Source organism: Paenibacillus sp. R-74696, from assembly GCF_055814915.1.
The window spans coordinates 670431-689132 of record NZ_JBPULM010000045.1; the positions used below are offsets into that span (position 1 = coordinate 670431).

The 18702-nt window shown below is 50.0% G+C and carries 13 protein-coding genes and 1 riboswitch; of the genes, 3 read left to right on the plus strand and 10 right to left on the minus strand.

Annotated features, from left to right (window positions below; translation table 11 throughout):
- Window positions 1-12: 12 nt before the first annotated feature.
- Genes ACSR9A_RS23225 through ACSR9A_RS23245 form a run of 5 tightly spaced genes read right to left on the minus strand, consistent with a single transcriptional unit; the run spans window position 13 to window position 5223 of the window.
- On the minus strand, window positions 13-783 hold the full coding sequence (locus tag ACSR9A_RS23225; RefSeq protein ID WP_473759772.1) for an ATP-binding cassette domain-containing protein: 771 nt from the start codon (window positions 781-783) through the stop codon (window positions 13-15).
- Complete coding sequence (locus ACSR9A_RS23230) at window positions 776-1828, minus strand: ABC transporter ATP-binding protein (RefSeq protein ID WP_473759774.1); 1053 nt, start codon at window positions 1826-1828, stop codon at window positions 776-778. The genes ACSR9A_RS23225 and ACSR9A_RS23230 overlap by 8 nt, the downstream gene beginning before the upstream one ends.
- A gap of 8 nt (window positions 1829-1836) precedes the next feature.
- Complete coding sequence (locus ACSR9A_RS23235; protein WP_473759775.1) at window positions 1837-2655, minus strand: ABC transporter permease; 819 nt, start codon at window positions 2653-2655, stop codon at window positions 1837-1839.
- Window positions 2652-3632: a nickel ABC transporter permease gene (nikB, locus tag ACSR9A_RS23240; RefSeq protein ID WP_473759777.1), complete on the minus strand. Its 981-nt coding sequence runs from the start codon at window positions 3630-3632 to the stop codon at window positions 2652-2654. The genes ACSR9A_RS23235 and nikB overlap by 4 nt, the downstream gene beginning before the upstream one ends.
- Window positions 3595-5223, minus strand: a complete 1629-nt coding sequence (locus tag ACSR9A_RS23245; RefSeq protein WP_473759779.1) for an ABC transporter substrate-binding protein — start codon at window positions 5221-5223, stop codon at window positions 3595-3597. The genes nikB and ACSR9A_RS23245 overlap by 38 nt, the downstream gene beginning before the upstream one ends.
- A 168-nt stretch (window positions 5224-5391) precedes the next feature.
- Window positions 5392-5589, minus strand: a riboswitch (cobalamin riboswitch).
- Between the two features lie 129 nt (window positions 5590-5718).
- Here ACSR9A_RS23245 and ACSR9A_RS23250 point away from each other — a divergent pair.
- The 3 genes from ACSR9A_RS23250 to ACSR9A_RS23260 all read left to right on the plus strand — a co-directional run bounded on the left by ACSR9A_RS23250 (window position 5719) and on the right by ACSR9A_RS23260 (window position 8600).
- On the plus strand, window positions 5719-6837 hold the full coding sequence (locus ACSR9A_RS23250; protein WP_473759781.1) for an NADH-dependent flavin oxidoreductase: 1119 nt from the start codon (window positions 5719-5721) through the stop codon (window positions 6835-6837).
- Between the two features lie 261 nt (window positions 6838-7098).
- On the plus strand, window positions 7099-7410 hold the full coding sequence (locus ACSR9A_RS23255) for an ArsR/SmtB family transcription factor (RefSeq protein ID WP_341282115.1): 312 nt from the start codon (window positions 7099-7101) through the stop codon (window positions 7408-7410).
- 86 nt (window positions 7411-7496) lie between these two features.
- Window positions 7497-8600, plus strand: a complete 1104-nt coding sequence (locus tag ACSR9A_RS23260; protein ID WP_473759783.1) for an NADH:flavin oxidoreductase — start codon at window positions 7497-7499, stop codon at window positions 8598-8600.
- A gap of 338 nt (window positions 8601-8938) precedes the next feature.
- On the opposite strand, the gene ACSR9A_RS23265 is transcribed toward ACSR9A_RS23260, so the two are convergent.
- The 5 genes from ACSR9A_RS23265 to ACSR9A_RS23285 are packed head-to-tail and all read right to left on the minus strand — an operon-like array spanning window position 8939 to window position 18694.
- Entirely contained in the window at window positions 8939-9679 is a 741-nt protein-coding gene (locus tag ACSR9A_RS23265; protein ID WP_473759785.1) for a nucleotidyltransferase family protein, read from the minus strand.
- Window positions 9680-9706: 27 nt separating this feature from the next.
- Window positions 9707-10891, minus strand: a complete 1185-nt coding sequence (locus tag ACSR9A_RS23270) for a GHMP family kinase ATP-binding protein (protein ID WP_473759787.1) — start codon at window positions 10889-10891, stop codon at window positions 9707-9709.
- 51 nt (window positions 10892-10942) lie between these two features.
- A complete protein-coding gene (locus ACSR9A_RS23275) occupies window positions 10943-11809 on the minus strand; it encodes a hypothetical protein (RefSeq protein WP_341282111.1) in 867 nt (288 codons plus the stop codon).
- Complete coding sequence (locus tag ACSR9A_RS23280) at window positions 11799-17369, minus strand: non-ribosomal peptide synthetase/MFS transporter (protein ID WP_473759789.1); 5571 nt, start codon at window positions 17367-17369, stop codon at window positions 11799-11801. Before ACSR9A_RS23280 ends, ACSR9A_RS23275 begins: the two co-directional genes overlap by 11 nt.
- Window positions 17366-18694, minus strand: coding sequence for a glycosyltransferase family 4 protein (locus tag ACSR9A_RS23285; protein WP_473759791.1), 1329 nt, complete (start codon window positions 18692-18694; stop codon window positions 17366-17368). The genes ACSR9A_RS23280 and ACSR9A_RS23285 overlap by 4 nt, the downstream gene beginning before the upstream one ends.
- Window positions 18695-18702 lie beyond the last annotated feature (8 nt).

Genomic DNA, 18702 nt, shown 5'->3' on the forward strand with positions numbered 1-18702 from the left:
AAGCTGTATTACCTACCGCTTGAAGGCTTGAAAAGCATTCACCAGCTGCTGTGTATAAGGATGCTGCGGGCGCTCCATTATACACTCGCTCTCGTCAAGCTCAACGATACGTCCCTCTTTCATAACCCCGATTCGATCGCACATATGCCGCACCAGCTCCAAATCATGCGAAATAAACAAATAAGTCAGCCCAAATTCCTTGCGAATGCGCTGGAGCAGCTGGATGACCTGCGCCTGTACAGAAACGTCAAGCATCGACGTAGGCTCATCCAGTACAAGAAACTTTGGCTCCAGCATCAAGGCTCGAGCAATGACGATTCGCTGTATTTGGCCCCCGCTTACCTGATGGGGATACCGCGTCAGCACCTCCGCCCTCAGCCCGACAACGTCTATTAGCTCAAGTGCCTTTTCCATGGCTGCTGCCTTATTCATTAGTCGATGCAGCAGCACCGGCTCAAGCAGACTATCCAGCAGCGTCCGCCGAGGATTAAGCGCGGAGTGCGGATGCTGAAACATGATTTGCAGCTCCCGGCGCAGCGGCCTCATCTGCTTCATGGAATACCCGCTAATATCGGTTCCTTTATATAAAATACGGCCGCCATCAGCCGAAATCAGCTTTAGCAGCAGCCGCGCAAGCGTCGATTTGCCGCTGCCGCTCTCTCCGACCAGCCCCAGCGACTCTCCTTCAGCAATTTGAAAGGTTGCTGGCTCCACCGCCTGATGGCCTCTGCCTGTTAGCCAGTTGCTCCGATAGCGTTTATGCAGCTCAATCATTTCAAGCATAAAGAAAACACCTCGCTTTGTGCTGAGCGGCTGTGTGCTGAGCAGCTATATGCTCGGCGGCTGCTTGTTGCCCCTCAACCGTACCGTCGTCTTCTGGTTCATTTGCCTTATTCGTTATCTCGGTTTGTGCCGTCTTATATAAGCCTGGCTGCTCTGCTTCGCAGCGCGGCATCGCTGAAGCACAGCGATCATAAAACTTGCAGCCAGCAGGCCTATCCGTCAAGCTCGGCGCTGTTCCAGCTATCGGAATCATGCCTCTGCTGGGCATAGATGCGATTAAACCGCGCGTGTAAGGATGCATCGGCTGTGCAAAAAGCTTCTTCGCTGGCCCCTGCTCAATGATTTGACCGGCATACATGACTCCCACTTCATCGCAAAGCACCCGCGCTACATCCAGATCATGCGTGATGAGCAGCAGCGCCGCGCCTGTGCGCCGTGCCATATTTGCCAGCATTTCCGTCACCTGGACGCGGATTAGAGCATCGAGCCCTTTCGTCGGCTCATCGGCAATAAGCAATGACGGGCTTCCGGCAAGTCCCATTGCCGCCAGCACACGCTGCTTCATTCCGCCGCTTAGCTGAAAGGGGTAGCGCCGCAGCTGCTGCTCCGCATCCGGCATATTCATCGCATGCAGCAAACCAGCCGCCTCAGCGTTGACCTGCTTGTTCCCCGCTCTCCCGCCATAAGTGCGAATCGCCTCGCGAAGCTGACTGCCAAGCGTCAGAACTGGATTGAGGGAGCTTGCAGGATTTTGCGGAATGAGGGCGATTTCCCTTCCCCGTATTTGCCTCATTTCTTTTGGGCTCAGCTGCAGCAAATCTCGGCCTTTATACAGGATGCTTCCACTGACGAAAGCATGTGCGGGAAGCAGCCTCACCAGTGATAGACCTAGCACCGACTTGCCGCTGCCCGTCTCGCCAATCAGCCCAAAAATGCGGCCCCGCTTCAGCTCAAGCGTTGCCCCTTCAACCGCCTGCACAAGCCCTTCCCTTGTCTGAAAGGAAGCATTAAGCTGCTTGATTACCATAAGCGTATCGGTCAACATCATTCCTCCTAAAGCAGTGAATGCTCTTTCTCCGTCCGTGTATCCAGCTTATCGCGAAGACCATCACCCAGCCAATTGATGCATAGGGATACAGCGGCTATACAGAGTCCAGGTGCGAACATTAGATGTGGATAGCTGCGAAAATATGGCCGGGCATCGTTCACCATCACTCCCCAATCTGCCGCTGGCGGCTGCAAGCCTAGACCGAGAAAGCTAAGCGAGGCGATAGATAGAATCACTCGCCCAATCCGAATCGTGAACAATACAATAAGCGGCCCCAATAAATTCGGAAGCATATGCTTGCTGATTATGTACGCATGGCCCGCCCCTAAAGCACGGATGCCTTCCACGTAGCTTTCTTCGCGTATTTTCATAACCTCGCCGCGCACGACCCGGGAAAAATCTGCCCATGAGGTGAAGAGAAGCGCGATAAACAGGCTTTTCACACCGGGACCGAGCGTACCTGCAATGGCCAGCATAAGCGCGAGACCCGGCAGTCCTTGAAAAATGCTAACCACAATTTGTATGGCTTCATCGATCCAACCGCCAGCATAACCGCTTATCGTTCCGAGCAGCAGGCCGACTAGCATTGTAGCGAGCGTAACAGCTACCGCCAGCAAGATCGACACCCTTCCGCCATATAAAATGCGACTAAGCACATCCCGACCCAGCGTGTCTGTTCCTAGCCAATGTGCAGTGGATAACGGTGTAAGCCTTTCCGCCATATTAATCTGATTCGGGTCATAGGGAGCAAGCAGCGGTGCCAGCAAGCTGGCAAGCAGAAAAAAGGCAAGCACGCCTGCAGCCAACCTATAGGATATCTTCATCGAAGCTTCCCTCCCAGCCTGATTTGCGGATGAGCAAGCCCATAGCATAAATCCGTTGCCAAATTGAACAGGACGTAAATGAGACCGGTAAATACGACATAGCCCTGAATGACCGGATAATCTCTGCGAAAAATACCGTCCATCGCAAAGCGTCCGATGCCTGGCACCGCGAAAATAACTTCCACGATGACGGAGCCGCCAACAATCGCTCCAAAATAGCTGCCGGTGACCGTGAGCAGCGGAATACAAGCATTGCGCAGCGCATGCCGAAGCACAATGAAGCTTTCACGCAGCCCCTTAGCCCGGGCCGTCAGCATATAATCTTTATTCAGCTCCTCCAGCAGCGCCGCACGCGTTAGCCGCATCAATATGGCGCCTGTACCGGAAGCAAGCACCGCGGCTGGCATAAGCAGATGCTTCCATGTCCCATAGCCGCTGGTTGGGAGCAGCTGCAGCTTCTCCGACCATAAGGCCATGAGCATGATCGCCAGCCAAAATCCGGGAATGGAAACCAAAATCAGCGCAAGCGCCCTGCCGATATGATCGAACAGCCGATTGCGCCGAATCGCCATGAGCATGCCGCATGGCACGCCAAGCAGAATGGCGAACAATACAGCTAACAAAGATAGGCTTAAGGTTGCAGGAAGGCGGCGCAGCAGCTCGCCGCTAACCGATTCCTTCGTCATATACGACGTTCCCAAATCACCTTGTACCGCCTTTGATAACCAATGTCCATATTGAACGAGCAGTGGATCATTCAGCCCCATCTCTTCCCGTTTCAAAGCAATTTGCTCTTCGGTCGGCTGGCTGAAGCCGTTCATGCTGAGCAGCTCGACAGCCGGATCACCCGGAGAGGCGACGCTTAATGCAAAGGCTATAAACGTAATGCCAATCAGGACGGGAACAGCCGCCGCCAACCTCCGAATGAAATAGGCCATCTTATTGTACCCGCTCCAGCTGCGGCAGCGTTGTACCATACACAAGTGCCCCGTATCCGGTTATTTCTTTGCTGAACGCAATTAAGCTCGCATCATTAAACAGCGGAATCGTCGGCAATTCCTCGGCTGCAATATCCTGCAGCTCGTTATAAATGGCAGTGCGATCATCCATATTCAGCGTCGTCTTCACCTGATTCAACAGCTCATCCACACGGGCATTGCTGTAACCGAGCGTATAGCTTTTATTGCTTGAGCCTTCGCTAGCCATATAATTGTTTAAAATCGAATAAGGATCGCCGTTCGGCAGCCCCTGAATGGCCATAGCCAAATCGAAGTTTCCTTGTGCCTGTGCTTCCTTGTAAGCTGCGCCATCCAATATTTGAATCGTAACGTCCAGCTGCAATTGTTGAAGCACAGCCTGAAGCAGCTCGGCCTGCGCTTTATACGGATAACGGTCAAGCCCATAGGTTGGCACAATTAGCGTAACCGCCTGCCTGCTATCGCCAAGCACCTCATGCGACAGAGCGATTGCCTTTTCCGAATCATGAACGGCAGGAATGTCCTTGTAAAACGGCGAGGTCGAATTTAGAATGTTGGCTGTAGCGGTTGGATAACCCAAATACAGTTCCTTCACCAGCTGCTCGCGGTCAATAATCAGGCTCAGCGCCTGACGCATCTTCACATCATTGAAGGGCGCTTTGGCACCGTTCGGATGCAGGTAGTGGGAAATCGTCGATTTCGCCGTCGATACAGCAAAGCGGTCATCCTTCAGCAGCTCCTCGGCATGGGCAGGAGGAATAGCTCCCAAATCCATGACGCCCAAAATCTCCCCAGATTTAAGGGCAGCCAGCCTTGTATCAGGGTCAGGTATGACGCGGACGCGGATTTTTTGAGCTTTTGCTTTTTCGCCATAATAACCGTCATAAGCCTCTAGCAGTGAAAATTGATCCTTCTCATGCTGTACAAGCTTGAAAGGGCCTGTTCCTTGCGGCAGGCCGTTGAAGTCGCCGTTTTCGTCAAAATTATTCGGGCTGTACATCGGGCTTGAGAAATTGATCATTGAATACAGCAGCGTCGGCTGCGGATTATCGAACACAAGTTTAATCGTGCTATCATCAACCTTCACAACTTCCTGAAGGCTTGGGTATGAATTGTTGATGTCGAGCGTATAGAACGGCGAACTCTTCGGGCTCACCTGCTTGTAACGGGCAAAATTTGCAAGCGCCGCGTCCGCGTTGAATGGCGCACCATCGTGGAACGTCACGCCTTTGCGCAGCATGAAGGTCCATTCCTTGCCATCAGCGGACATTTCCCACGATTCCGCCAGCTTTGGAGCAGGCTTGCCATCCTCAGAAGCAGCAATTAGCGGCTCCCATACGTATAGAATAGTGCTCGTGTAATAAGCATCTTGTGGTCCTGGTGCTAAATCCCGCGGCGCAGCCAGCACGATTTCTTCAGAAGCAGCATCCACAGCGGCGGAAGGAGCAGCAGACTGCTGCGACAGCCCATTATTGCTGCTCGATTCAGTGGAGCCGTTGGCACCACTGCAGCCCATCAGCGCCAGCAGCAAGCAGAGGCTGAATAAAACACCCATTCTTTTTTTATTTCTTGCCGTTTGTGTACGTTTCATCTTTTCTATTTCCTCTCCCTCTAGCAAAATCATCTTCCTGTAAAAATCCGCAAAAAAAAGACAGCTCTGCCTCCAGTCATAGGAAGGATAGAGCTGCCTGTTATTGTTATTTTCCATCATAGCAAATAAGCATGCGCGCTAACACTTCCCTATTCTCCGTAGGTTACAGCAGTGTTGTCAGAACAGGCAGGTCTCCTGGCTACCAGAAATCATGCTGCAAGCTGCCTTCCCATTCTCGCTAAGCGAGATCAGTGGCCTTGTAGCTTCAGCTAATCCGTAACAGTGGCGGGACCGCGTCGGTTTTGCACCGAACTTCCCTTTTAAGCTCCAGCCGCAGCTGTCGCACCTTATTCCCACAATTTTTCAGTTGTTTGCAAATCTGGTTGATTATATACCAGCCCTTTCATTTAAGCAACCTTTCCACTCCGCTTTCCTTTGTTTATTTTCTGATATAAAATAAAGTAGATAGCATTTCGTAACTGGAGGGAACGACTGATGAAACCACAATTTCAGCCTTTATTTGAACCATTCACTTTCACGAATGGCATGTCTGTACATAATCGTATTGTAATGGCGCCAATGACAACCTGCTCTTCCAATCCGGACGGTACAGTGCCTGATGAGGAGCTCGCCTACTACAGCCGTCGCAGTGCGGGGCCCGGCATCGTCGTTACAGCATGCGTCTACGTAAGCCGCAACGGCAAAGGCTTCCCGGGCGAATTTGGCGCGGATACCGACGAAATGATCCCAAGCCTCAAGCGTCTGGCCGATGCGATTAAAAGCCGCGGCGCGAAGGCGATTTTGCAAATTTTTCATGGCGGAAGATCCTGCTTTCCTGGCCTAGTGCCGAATGATGATTTGGTGAGCGCCAGCAGCATTGCCCAGCAAGAAGGCGGTATTGTACCACGCGAGCTAACCGAGGATGAAATCAAAGCGATTATCGCCGACTTTGGCGAAGCGACCCGCCGAGCAATTGAGGCTGGTTTTGACGGCGTAGAAATTCATGGTGCCAACGGCTATCTGCTGCAGCAATTCTACTCCCCTGCTTCCAATGTACGTACCGACGATTGGGGCGGCTCGCTCCATAAACGGATGGCTTTCCCGCTCTACGTCGTTGAAGCCGTTCAGAAAGCCGCAGCTATGGCGCCACAGCCATTTCTGGTGGGCTATCGCTTCTCGCCTGAGGAGCCTGAAGAAGAAGGCTTGACGATGGAGCATTCGTACCATCTGGTTAACGCTCTAATCGAGCAAAAGCTGGATTATTTGCATGTGTCGCTTAATGATTTCTGGTCGAAGCCGCGCAGAGGCGAACAGGATTCGCAAAGCCGCATGGCCTGGTTCGTCGAAAAATACAGCGAGCACATTCCATTCATCGGAGTTGGCAGCATCACAACTGCCGAAGAGGCTCTGCAAGCGAAAAACTCCGGCGTGCCGTTCATCGCCCTAGGCCGCGAGCTCATTATCGACCCGGATTGGACGGAGAAAATCAAGCAAGGTAACGAGCAGGATATTGTGACTACGCTGTCCAAGCAGGATCAGGAGCGTCTTGTCATCCCGAATGGCTTGTGGGGAGCCATTACGCATGCGCCAGGCTGGTTTCCGATAACGGAATAATTGCAAAGTCCACCCTATCGATCACAAATAGGCACAAGGTGAAACGGCTGTCGCCGTCCTTTGGCGGCGCGGCCCGTTTCAACCCTAGAAATATAGGAAAGGATCGCGTTACGATATCTTTTCCTATATTTTTAAAAATGGCTCCGGCTCATCTTTCATGAGTTGGAGCCATTCTTTTTCTCGCTCAACTGGCTGCCTGCTCCTTTCTATTTTACAAAATAACAATTTGACATTTCTATAAAAGTAGATATACTAATCCTCATGGATACTTTATCAATACTTAAAGCTGTGTCTAACGAGAAACGGTACCATATTTTAAAATGGCTGAAAACACCTGAGGAGCATTTCGGGCCTCAATGCCATCTAACCGATGCTTGTCAGTTTGCTGGAGGCGTCTGCGTTGGTTCGTTTGCTGAAAAATCGGGCCTTGCGCAATCCGTTATATCCGGCTATTTAGTGAAAATGCATAAAGCAGGCTTGCTGGAGTCGAAGCGGATCGGACAGCACACTTATTACAGACGCAATGAAGCTAACATTCGGCTTTTCAAAGAAATGATTCAGGATGAGCTATAACCTTGCTTATGCCTGTTCATTTCATGCTTTTATATCTATTTTTATAGAATTATAGATTTTCCATTCGATTAGGAGGTATTTTATTCATGAGTTCCATTCAATCGTTGTTCAAGCCATTCTCTGCTGGTCCACTTTCCCTGCCTAACCGTGTCGTAATGGCACCTATGACCCGCGGTTTTTCTCCAAATGGTGTTCCTGGTGAAGATGTCGTCGCCTACTATAGACGCCGCGCCGAAAATGGCGTTGGCTTAATTGTGACAGAGGGCACGCTGATTAACCATCCGGCTGCCACCGATAATCCAAACATCCCTAACTTTCATGGCGAAGCGGCATTAAATGGCTGGGCGAAGGTCGTCGAGGCTGTTCATGCAGCTGGCGGAAAAATCGTTCCGCAGATTTGGCATGTTGGCACAACGCGCAAGGTCGGCTCCCATCCGAACCCAGAAGCACTGCCGATCGGCCCTTCCGGTATTACTGCAGAGGGCGAGGTCGTTAATGAGCCTTTGACCGAAGCCGAAATTAAAGACCTTGTTGCAGCTTACGCACAAGCAGCAGCCGATGCGAAACGGATTGGCTTTGACGGCATTGAGCTCCATGGCGCGCACGGCTATTTGATCGACCAATTTTTCTGGGAGAAAACGAATAAACGGACGGATCGTTACGGTGGCGATATGCTGTCGAGAACACGTTTTGCGGTCGAGATTATTGAAGCTTGCCGCCAAGCTGTGGGACCTGATTTCCCGATTATTATTCGCCTCTCGCAGTGGAAATCGTCCGAGTACGCAGCTAAGCTTGCGAGCACTCCTGAGGAATTGGGACAGTTTCTTGCTCCACTTGTAGAAGCTGGCGTAGATATTTTCCACTGCTCAACCCGCCGCTTTTGGGAGCCGGAATTTGAAGGCTCGGAGCTCAACTTTGCAGGCTGGACGAAAAAGCTTACCGGCAAACCAACGATTACCGTTGGCTCCGTAGGACTAGATGGCGATTTCATGAGCCTCTTTACCGAAGGCAAAGGCGCAGAAAACGCTAATGTGGATGATCTGGCCTCACGCCTCGATGCAGGCGAATTTGATCTTGTAGCTGTTGGCCGCGCCCTGCTCGTCGATCCTGCGTGGGCAGATAAAGTCCAAGGCGGACGACAGGATGAATTAATTCCGTTTACTCCGGCTTCCTTGCAGACCCTTCATTAAGAAACGATTATTCGCAACATAATAAATCCCCAGCTCCTCCTTTTTCACGGATTGGAGGAGCTGGGGATTTTAATGTTTCTACTTCCATAAAGATGGACTTGCCGGACACAGCAGCAGCTATTTCTACTGAATCACAGGTTATGGCATAGGCCCCGGACTCAGGAGCCGCTATTGTCCCGCCAATAGCCATTTTAACGGGAAGATGAAGGTCATAACGGATCTCCTGTCCGCCCACGGCCTGAAATCGATTCAAAAGTCAAAATAGCGGAACCTCAGTCCTCCAAATAGAAGTGGCAGTGCGACTCCCGCTTGCATACACACCCCAGCCATTTTACCAATTAACTCTGCTTTGCGAATAGCTCCCTCGCCTCGTGATAGCTCTCCAATGTCCCAATATCAAAGCGCTTCCCTTCAAACTTGTAGGCGTGAACCTCCTTATGCTGGATCAGCCAAGGAACAAAGTTGCCCGGTGCGTCAGGGTTATTGCCATCTGCCAAATACTGCTTGATTAAAGGGAGTGTTGACTGCCTGTAAATATAAAAGGGAGGACAGGCCAACTTGGATTTAGGCTGTGCCGGCTTTTCCTCAAAATCTATGACTCTACCCTTAGCATCGATTTGGATAACACCTGTGCGCCTAAGAAAATCGATGTCCTCTATCTCGTGGGCTGCAATCGTATCCGTACTCGCCCTTTGATAGAAACGAACCATTTCGGCTAGTTCAAAATCAAAAAGATTGTCGCCAGCCATGACCAGAAGCTCATCGTCGAGCTTTTCCTGTTCCAAGACAAACTGCAAGTCGGCAATAGCCCCTAAGCGGCTCTCGTTGCTTGTCGTCCGATCATCAATGACTTTAATCGGCTTGAAATAATCTGATTGGCTCGCCCAGTCTACAAAGTGGCTATAAAAACGGGCATTGGTCACAATAAAAATCTCGTCAATCAAGCTAACCCTTTCGATTTTCTCCATAATATGGTCCATGATCGCTTTCCCTCCAACCTCCAGAAGAGGTTTTGGAAAGTCCTTTGTCAAAGGATAGAGGCGAGTTGCGTAACCCGCTGCTAAAATAATTGCCTTCATTCGTATTTCCCTCGCTTCTAACCCCAGTTATATGATTCGCGCGCCATCATCGGTTTTGCTAAAGCACACCTGATACAAATCCTTATACGTCGGATGCTGCTTTGGATATTGTGCATCAATGGCGGTTTTGATTTGCTCCTTATACGCCGGGTCCACCAGACCAATACAGCAGCCTCTGTAGCCCGCTCCGCTGAACCTGGCTCCATATACGCCTTGTGTATGCTTAAGGATATGGAAAATGCTGATCAGCTCTGGACAGCCACATTCATAATTATGAATGGAGCTTTCCCCCGATTCAAGCATCAGGCTGCCGAATTTTTGCAGGTCCCCCTGCTTCCACGCCTCGGCGCCTTGCTTAACCCGTTCATTTTCGGTAAAAAAATGCTCCGCCCTCTTCTGAAATCTGCCTTGCAAGCCTGACTTATACTCTTGGTAAACCTCATACTCGATATCACGGAGCTGGGTGCCTTTCAGGTTTTTCATAGGCAAGCCAGCCATCTCGTGCAAAAGCCATGCGGCCACTTTGCATTCATCTACACGGTTGTTATAATCGGTCCCAATCAATGCCTTGCTCACACCAGAATAAACAATCACGACTTCAAACTCCGGCATCGCTTGCGGTCTTTCGATCAGCTCATAGCTTTTGGTTTTGGTATCCATCACGGTCAAATAGCCTTCACGGCTTAAAATATTGATTGACTGATCCAGTATGCCATTATTCAGCCCGATAAAATGGTTCTCTACCCAGTGGCTGTAGTTAATGAGCTCAAGCTGCGGGAGTTTAATCCCGTTCACATCGCAAAGAGCCAGAAGATAGGCAGTCGTTACCGCTGCCGAAGAGCTCAAGCCGCCAATAGGATGCTTGCCTCTAACTAATGCATAAATACCGTGCTTTAATATATGGTTCTTTCTTAGGGCCATAACGGCCCCTCTTAAATAATTGCCCCAAAATCCCGGCACCATCGCCGGAACCTGTTCCAGATGAAAATACTCCTCGTCGGGGAAATCCAAGCTTTGAACCCTTATATACTCCTCTTCGTTCTGAACATAAACCATATCCACAGAAATATCCAGCGTCATTCCGGCTACCATTCCAGCTTGATGATCAACATGGGCCCCGAAGGGACAAAAACGAAGCGGCGATTTAATCGTTTTAACCGTATGCTGCAATTGAGGATATTTGAGCTTTAACCGTTGTTCCAAATGCTCCATTTCGTACACCCCTCTTTTTGTGAAGGCAACGTATGTCATACATAGGGGCAATCAGCCCTTTTTCAGCCTTTTTAGAAGCAGTGCCCTTTTCTCTGGCGAAAGGTTGTCCAAAGCAGAGGGACGATCTTTACCGGAGCTTTGCTCCAGTGCAGCCTCCGAGGCGGTTTCCAGAAACATCGCTGAAAGTGCTTTCCCAACCGCAGCAATAGGAATATCCGTCAAATACTTTTCCTTATACGCTTTCAAATGCGGCTGGTTAACTCGCTGCTCTACCGTTCGCAATCCTCTGGTCGACTTCATGTGTGCGATGGTTATATCCGCCGTCAATTCAGTACCCGTGTAGGACACCAGATCCTCCTTGATCGCATAGACCTGATAGCCGCCCTTATTGATTAAGCGTGATAATGCCGGGCTTTCCTTATGATTTTCCGTCCCATAATACATTTCCTCTCGCCATTCCCGTATAAAAGAAGGGGCTTTCTCGATGGAATTAATCACAAAGAAGGACGCGATATATTCACAAAAGGCTTCCTGCTCTTCACGGCGGCAGGCGACAAAATCAGCATTTTCCGGTATCAAGCGGGTAAAATCAGAAAGGAACAGGCAATCTGAATCGATCATGACGGTAGGCAGTGAATCCTTTTCAATGACCTGCAGCAAAAAAGCGGTTTTGGAGTATACATTTTTGCGCCAGTCCTCATCGTGAAGCAGCACATGCTTCGTATTCAGCTCGGTTGATACGATCTCCATCTGCGGAAAAACGGACAAATATTTTTTATCGTCCTCGGAAAGTCCGGTATCATAAACGTAAAGCTTATGGATACGGCTTAAATCAACATTGTCATAAAAGGAATTGACAAACAGCTTTCCAAAGTCAAAATAATCACTGTTCAATACGGTCATTACATTAAATATCATAGCTTTTCCCCCTGCTAAAAACGTTCTTACTCGCCAGCTGCTTGTTTATCCGCTCCAGTTCCCGGTCTTCCTCCTGCTGAATGCGATCCTTATCCCTTATAAACAGCGGCCCCGGAATGGCATCAGGTAAAATGTCATCCATATAGCGGAGTGGATTGTACCTTAGCCCAAGGAAGCTCCAGGCCGCCATAAATAAGCCGATTAAAATAAACAGCAGGCCTATTCCCCGTGTTGGCCCCGTGCCTACAATCCAGCCCAGGCTCTTAACAAGCTCTGGATGATCGACAAACAGCGGTTTGAATATTTTGTCCGACAGCAGTCCGCCAATATAGTAGCCCAGCGGAATGGTAGGCAAAGCGAATAGCTGATTGATCGAAAATACCCTTGCCAGCAGTTCGGCCCGCACCTTGGATTGGATCAATGTCTGCCAGTGGGCGTTTGTCATCGACAGCGAGACGCCGTAAACAAATACTCCCGCCATGACCAGCCAAGTTATTGGCGTAAGCCCCATTACGATGTAGGAAAGACCGATAAGCAAGCTAAAACCAATCATGCCCTCCGCTCTTCTGCGGGTACCGCCCCACAGCCCCATAGCCACCCCGCCTGCGAGTCCCCCTATGCCAATAGCTGAGGTAACCATTCCGAGTACAACGGTAGATCCAAAGGTTAGAACGAGCGGAGTGATGAGGACGTTGGCCATCCCCAGCATCAAATTGGAAATCATAAAAAACAAAATCAAGGCTACGAAGCTTTTGCGCTTCCTTATGAAATTCCAGCCTCCGGCCATTTGAGTCCAAAATGGCTCTTCAATTTTGCGGAATAGGGAATTTGGAAACCTTATAAAGAGCAAAGTCGATATAGCAAAAACGAAGGATAAGAAGTCGATGAGAAGAATGCCCGGCAGCTCAAGTGTCATCACCAGAACGCCCCCCAGCAGCGGCGCAAGCACTTCGCTCGAAGAGGTAGCCAGCTGCACAATTCCATTGGCTTGTCCGAGATAGCGCTTGGGCGCAATTTGGGCAACTGCCGCCAAATAGGCCGGACGCTGAAAGGCATTTGCAATGGATAAGGCCGCCACCGCGACATATATATGCCACGTCTCTAGCGCGTTACTGTAGAAGAACAAGGCGATCATAATCGTTACAAGCGCAGAACATACATTACTCCAGATTAGAATATGCCTGCGATCCTTTTTGTCCGCCAGAACACCTGCAAAAGGAAGCATTAAGATACCCGGCAGGCGGTGGAACACCAGCGTTGCGGCAAAATCCATAATGGCGCCTGAATGGCTGTAAACCCATAGGCCCATCGCAAAACCCGTTAAGCTGGAGCCCATCATGGAAATAAACTGCCCAAAAACGAAGATGAAAAGCGTTCGCAAATTCGGGAGCACTTCCGGCGATGCTGCCGTCTCCCGGTTATTTTGCTTCTGACTTTCCTGGTTCCCCTGTTTCTCCTCGTTCGCCTGCTGCTGCCACGCTTCAAGACCATTCTCAATACAATCAGCTACATCATGGGACTGGTGCTTGAAGAAATAATGTCCCGCATTCGGGATCAGGTCTAAATCCACATGGCTGCTGAAAAACTCCCAATCCTTATACTGCTCCTCGTAAAACTCGGTCGTTCTGTCCCGTTCGCCGACTATGCAAAGCAGTGGCGCCTTTAATTTTGCATGCTTGGCATCGGCATACCGATCAGAGTAATAACGCTCGCTTTCACGGCGGTCATGCCTAAGGCTGCGGATAATAAAATCCCGCTCCTCTCCTGACAGCGTCTCGCTGAAGCCGCCCAAAGAGCGGAGCATATCCATATAGGCACGATTCGAAATGCGGCGGTCCCGTGGCAATAGCTTATTCCAAAGCTTGAACAGCTTGCCAGGCAGCTGGGACACAGGAAAATTTCCTCCCATAACGACGCCAGACAGGTTCATATTCTCTTGCTCCAGGAGCCTCGCTATTTCAATAGCCAGAGCGCCTCCAAGACAATGCCCATAGACAACGATGGATGGAGCAGCAACCTTGTCCTTTATTTCCTGTACACAGCGCCTTGCTACTTCTTCCAAAGGCTCAAGGACTTCATCCTTATTGCTGAAATCATGTCCGGGAACTTGAACCGCATAAAGGGCATAATGATCCGCCAGCGCATCGGCCAGCGGCTGATAGGAAATCGCGCTCCCGCCAGCAAAGGGAACACACACGATGGCAATCTCCTCAGCGGCATTCCCACCCCTCGAAAGTCGGTGAAGGACGTCCCCGCTGTCCGTACTGCCCTGCGAAACGATAGCAGACAGCTCCCCAATCGTCGGATATTTGAAAAGGTCGATAATGCTCAGCGCATGATCAATTCCCCGCACGACTTGGACCGCCTTGAAGGAGTCTCCTCCCAGACTGAAAAAATCATCGTTAATCCCTATTCTCTCGATGTTCAAAACCTCGGACCAGACAGCAGCCATCCTCGCTTCCAATTCGTCCCGCGGCGCTTCATAGTCGCTTTCAGAGGCTGCTTCTACGGCATTCGGAGCAGGCAGAGCGCTGCGTTCCACCTTGCCATTTGCGTTCAAGGGCATTTTATCCAGCTCCATAAATACCGCAGGAACCATGTAGCCCGGAAGCTTCTCCTTCAGACTGTTCCGCAGTGCGGATAGGTTAACCGGCTGGGAGCCGCCTGGCACATAGTAGGCAGCGATCTTCTTTTCGCCGCCAGCATCTTCATGAACGGTCACAAAAGCATCCTTGATGCCGGGGTATTCGAGCAGCGATGATTGGATTTCACCTAGCTCGATTCGAAAACCCCGGATTTTCACCTGTTCGTCGACTCTGCTCAAAAACTCAATAATGCCGTTTTCCAAATAACGCACAATATCTCCGGTTCGATAAAGCCGTCCGCCATTTTCCTCGTCGAACGGATTTGGAATAAACTTTTCTGCGCTTAATTCCGGTCTGCCTAAATACTCTCTGGCAACCCCCGGCCCGCCAATGAATAGCTCCCCGGGAACTCCTATAGGCGCCAGCTGCATTTTATCATCCAGCACATAGATAGAAACATTAGGCAGCGGACGCCCCAGCGGCAGCACCGACGTATGCTGAGCGGGCCTTTTTTCGGTTACGGTATACGTCAGCATGGACACCGTCGTTTCGGTCGGTCCATAATGAATTTGGATCTCCGTCTCAGGCTTAGCCGCCCTGATGTCATCAATCATGTCCCAATAGGAGGGCTCGCCAGCAAGGATAAGCCGTTTATTCGGAATAATATCGCGCAGGTTCGCCCGTTCCCGCAGCGCCTTGAAATGGCTTGGAACCATTTTAATGACATCGATTCCGTGCTCCCTGAAATATTTGGCATATTGCTGAGAGTCGACGGATTGGTCATAGGTCAAAATATGAAGCTGTCCGCCCGTGTTTAATGCTGCCCACACATTAATAGTGGCGAGGTCAGCGGCAAAGGTGGAAGCAATCGCGTATTTAAGGCCTGGCTCGACATCCAGCCTCTGCATTACGCCGAAATAGTAATTCAGAAAATTCCCATGCTCTACCGCAACTCCCTTCGGCTTGCCTGTAGAGCCTGATGTATAAATGATGTAAATCAGATTGGAAGGCTGCAGCGGCACCGCCATATTGTCACTGCTCTGCTCTGCGATGGCAGGCCAGTCAGCGTCGAGATACACCCATTCCGCCGTTGCAGTATCGCCTAAGGAAACCGCTAAATGCGCTTCGGCAACTACAATAGCAATGGAGGCATCCTCCAGTATGTACTTGATACGTTCGACAGGAAACAGAGGATCTATTGGAACGTAGGCTCCGCCTGCTTTCAAAATACCAAGAATACCCACTACCGTTTCAAGCGAACGCTCGGCAAATAGGGCTACACGTTTTTCAGGGCCAACTCCTTTAGCGGATAAATAGTGCGCAAGCTTATTGGCTCTTTGATTAAGCTCCTCGTATGTGTAAGACCTGCCTTGGCAAGCAGCAGCAATAGCAGCTGGACTTTTCTGCACCTGCTCCTCGAAAAGCTTGTGAACATACGGAACATCAGGATGATTTTTGTATTCGGAAAAGCTCCATTCTGAGAGCAGTGTTTGTTTTTCTAGTGGGGTAAGCGTCTCAATTTCATGAGCCTTTAAGCTAAAGCTTTCGGCCATAGAGGAAATGATCTCCATGTAATGGCCTGCCATGCGCTGAATCGTTTCGGGAAGGAATAGATCGGTGTTGTAGGTCAAGAAGCAGGTCATTTCGCCTTCAATGTACTTGACAGCCAGATTCAAATCAAACTTTGTCGTATTGTTGCTGCGCAAAAAAGGACTGACTTCCAGCTCGGCAAGCTGCAGGGCTGTTTTCTCTATGCTTTGAAAATTAAACATCGCCTGAAAAACGGGAGAATAGCTCAAATCACGCTCAATCTGCAATTCCTCCACAAGCTTCTCAAAAGGAAGCTCCTGGTTTGCCACGGCGCCCATAACGGTTTTTTTGACCGTTTGCAGCAGCTCCCTGATCCGGGGATTGCCTTCCAAACGAACTCTGATCGCCAGCGTATTGATGAACAAGCCCATCAGGTCTTCAACCTCTTTATGGGTACGCCCCGCAACCGGAGAACCTATGACGATATCATCCGCTTGGGTATAACGGTTAAGTAAAATAGCAAAAGCCGTTAATGAAAAAACAAATGGGGTTATCGCTTCTTCACTTGCAAGCGTCTGAATTTTGCCTGCCATGCCTTCTGGAATAATAAATTTATGAACCTTCCCATTATAGGTTTGTACATCTGGACGGGGAAAATCCGTCATCAATGGCAGACACGGAGGAGCTCCCGCCAATTGTTCCTTCCAGTACTGGGTCTGTCTCTCTGTAACTTTTCCCTCTAATAGATTCCTTTGCCATACCGCATAATCCATATACTGCACGGGAAGCTCCGGAAGCTCCGGCTGCTGGCCTCTGGCAAAGGCATTGTAAAAAAATTCAATTTCCTTGTTCATCACACGCAAGGACCACATATCCGACACGATGTGGTGGACGACGATAATGAGGTAATGCTCTTTTTTTGAAACAGATAGCAGCGTCACCCTTATTGGCAGATCGTTAGCCAAATCAAACGGATTGTGTACCTCTTCGTGAACAAAGTCCTCGATTTTCTCTTCCAGCTTCTTTCTGGTGAACGCCTTTACCGATTTCTCTCCTATCGTAACAACCGGATTGGAATGACGGCAGCACTCAACCTCATGCTCGCGATTACGATAAACCATCTGCAATATCTCATGCCTGTTCACAATCGCATCGAAGGTTTGCTTAAGCGCATTCAAGTCCACCCTGCCCACCAGCTTGGAAACAAGATGGGTATTATAGGCAGCCTTATTCGTATGCCATTGATCAAGAAACCAGAAGCGCTTCTGCGAATAGGAGGCCATAAAGCGGTCTTCGCCGGTTCTTTCCAGCCGGGTGATCTTCAAGCTTTGCGCCGGCTGCTCTGCCCCTTGTTTTTTCATCCTCAGAGCCAGCAATGCCTTCTGTTTGTCCGAAAGGCCGCTCCATTTTTCTGCAACCGCGTTGTTATCCAATTCTTTACTCATTGGCCATTACCCCGGCTTTGATTTTTTTTATTTAACCTTAAGGCAAGCAGCGCCTTCTGCGCAGGAGTAAGCTTATCGGTCATTTGGGCAACGGTACTCTCTTTAGCAGCAGGGACTAGGACATCTTGCGGCATATTTTCCGCTGCAGCCTGCAAATCCAGCAAATATGCTTCAACCCGCCTGCTTCCTCCCCTATTTTCTACATAATCCAGTGCCGCTTCCCTTGAACGCCTTGATACATCCTCATAATGCTCCCTTTCACTCAGTAAACGTCCGAGTGCCTCCTGCCACGGCTGCATTGGCTGCTCTGGTATGTCCGATACGGGCAAGCTGCGTTCATCAACGGCCTGTTTGTAGCCCTTAATCGGATTTACCGGAAGCACATACTCTACTCCCAGCTTGGCTTCTGGATTTCCCCCAACGTCACTTGCCAGAACAGGGATGCCTCGCAGCATAGCCTCAACGATCGTCCTTGATTTGGCCTCAGCCCACAAGGAAGGAACGAGCATAACACGGGTTTGGCAGAAAAGCTTGTTCATATCGTCCACTGGATCAAAAATACGAACGTTTTTGAGCTCCCTCAGCGCTTTCATATCATCGGAGGTTGTACCCCATGTCGGAATGGCGGCAAATGAAAGCTCAGGAAAGGAGCGCGCCAGCTCTAGAAAAATCGATATCCCCTTATAAGCGCATGGATTCACCATGGCCACATAGCCGTTATCGAAATTTCCATAGTCCGGAAAAGGACCGTCGCCAAATAAAGAAATGGGCAGCACCTCTGCTTTGAGCTTGGCCCACTGCCACATATAGTCCTTGAGAAAATCGCCAACGACGACAATGGCTGCCGCTTTGCGCAGCAGCTCCGTCTTATCAGGCGCCTCTATAAAACAATCCGGCCCAAAGGGCAGATAGAGGGTTGTTCTGGCAAGGTAGACGACTCTGGAAGCTGCATGGTTTACAGCCGCCTCCAGCAGTACATGCCCCACATCCTCCGTAGAAATTAGAATTCTGTCGGGAGCAAAGTCCTTTATTTGCCTGATCAAATAATTTTTCAGCCTTGCGCTGTCCATGGCTGCTCGAACCTTCACAGCATGAACAGCAACACCTTTAAGATGGAAGACGGACACTTCGGGACTTGAGGATATGACCTCAATCTCACCAGCACCCCGCGGGTCTTGTTCTGAGGCACTATTGACCAAGGCTGTAGAAACGACACGGCACTCGTGCCCTAAGCGGCTTAATGCTTCCATAAGCGTTCGGTTAGATTTATTGGCTCCACCCAGTGCAGGATAATAGGATGCATTTTGAGCTAGTAACAGCTTCATACCCTGCC

Bases quoted from the DNA above. Each gene is read 5' to 3' on its own strand.
- ACSR9A_RS23255 (WP_341282115.1), top strand. From the start codon at position 7,099: ATGGATACTTTATCAATACTTAAAGCTGTGTCTAACGAGAAACGGTAC.
- ACSR9A_RS23270 (WP_473759787.1), bottom strand. From the start codon at position 10,891: ATGGAGCATTTGGAACAACGGTTAAAGCTCAAATATCCTCAATTGCAG.
- ACSR9A_RS23285 (WP_473759791.1), bottom strand. From the start codon at position 18,694: ATGAAGCTGTTACTAGCTCAAAATGCATCCTATTATCCTGCACTGGGT.
- nikB (WP_473759777.1), bottom strand. From the start codon at position 3,632: ATGGTACAACGCTGCCGCAGCTGGAGCGGGTACAATAAGATGGCCTAT.
- ACSR9A_RS23250 (WP_473759781.1), top strand. From the start codon at position 5,719: ATGAAACCACAATTTCAGCCTTTATTTGAACCATTCACTTTCACGAAT.
- ACSR9A_RS23245 (WP_473759779.1), bottom strand. From the start codon at position 5,223: ATGAAACGTACACAAACGGCAAGAAATAAAAAAAGAATGGGTGTTTTA.
- ACSR9A_RS23235 (WP_473759775.1), bottom strand. From the start codon at position 2,655: ATGAAGATATCCTATAGGTTGGCTGCAGGCGTGCTTGCCTTTTTTCTG.
- ACSR9A_RS23230 (WP_473759774.1), bottom strand. From the start codon at position 1,828: ATGTTGACCGATACGCTTATGGTAATCAAGCAGCTTAATGCTTCCTTT.
- ACSR9A_RS23225 (WP_473759772.1), bottom strand. From the start codon at position 783: ATGCTTGAAATGATTGAGCTGCATAAACGCTATCGGAGCAACTGGCTA.
- ACSR9A_RS23275 (WP_341282111.1), bottom strand. From the start codon at position 11,809: ATGATATTTAATGTAATGACCGTATTGAACAGTGATTATTTTGACTTT.
- ACSR9A_RS23260 (WP_473759783.1), top strand. From the start codon at position 7,497: ATGAGTTCCATTCAATCGTTGTTCAAGCCATTCTCTGCTGGTCCACTT.
- ACSR9A_RS23280 (WP_473759789.1), bottom strand. From the start codon at position 17,369: ATGAGTAAAGAATTGGATAACAACGCGGTTGCAGAAAAATGGAGCGGC.
- ACSR9A_RS23265 (WP_473759785.1), bottom strand. From the start codon at position 9,679: ATGAAGGCAATTATTTTAGCAGCGGGTTACGCAACTCGCCTCTATCCT.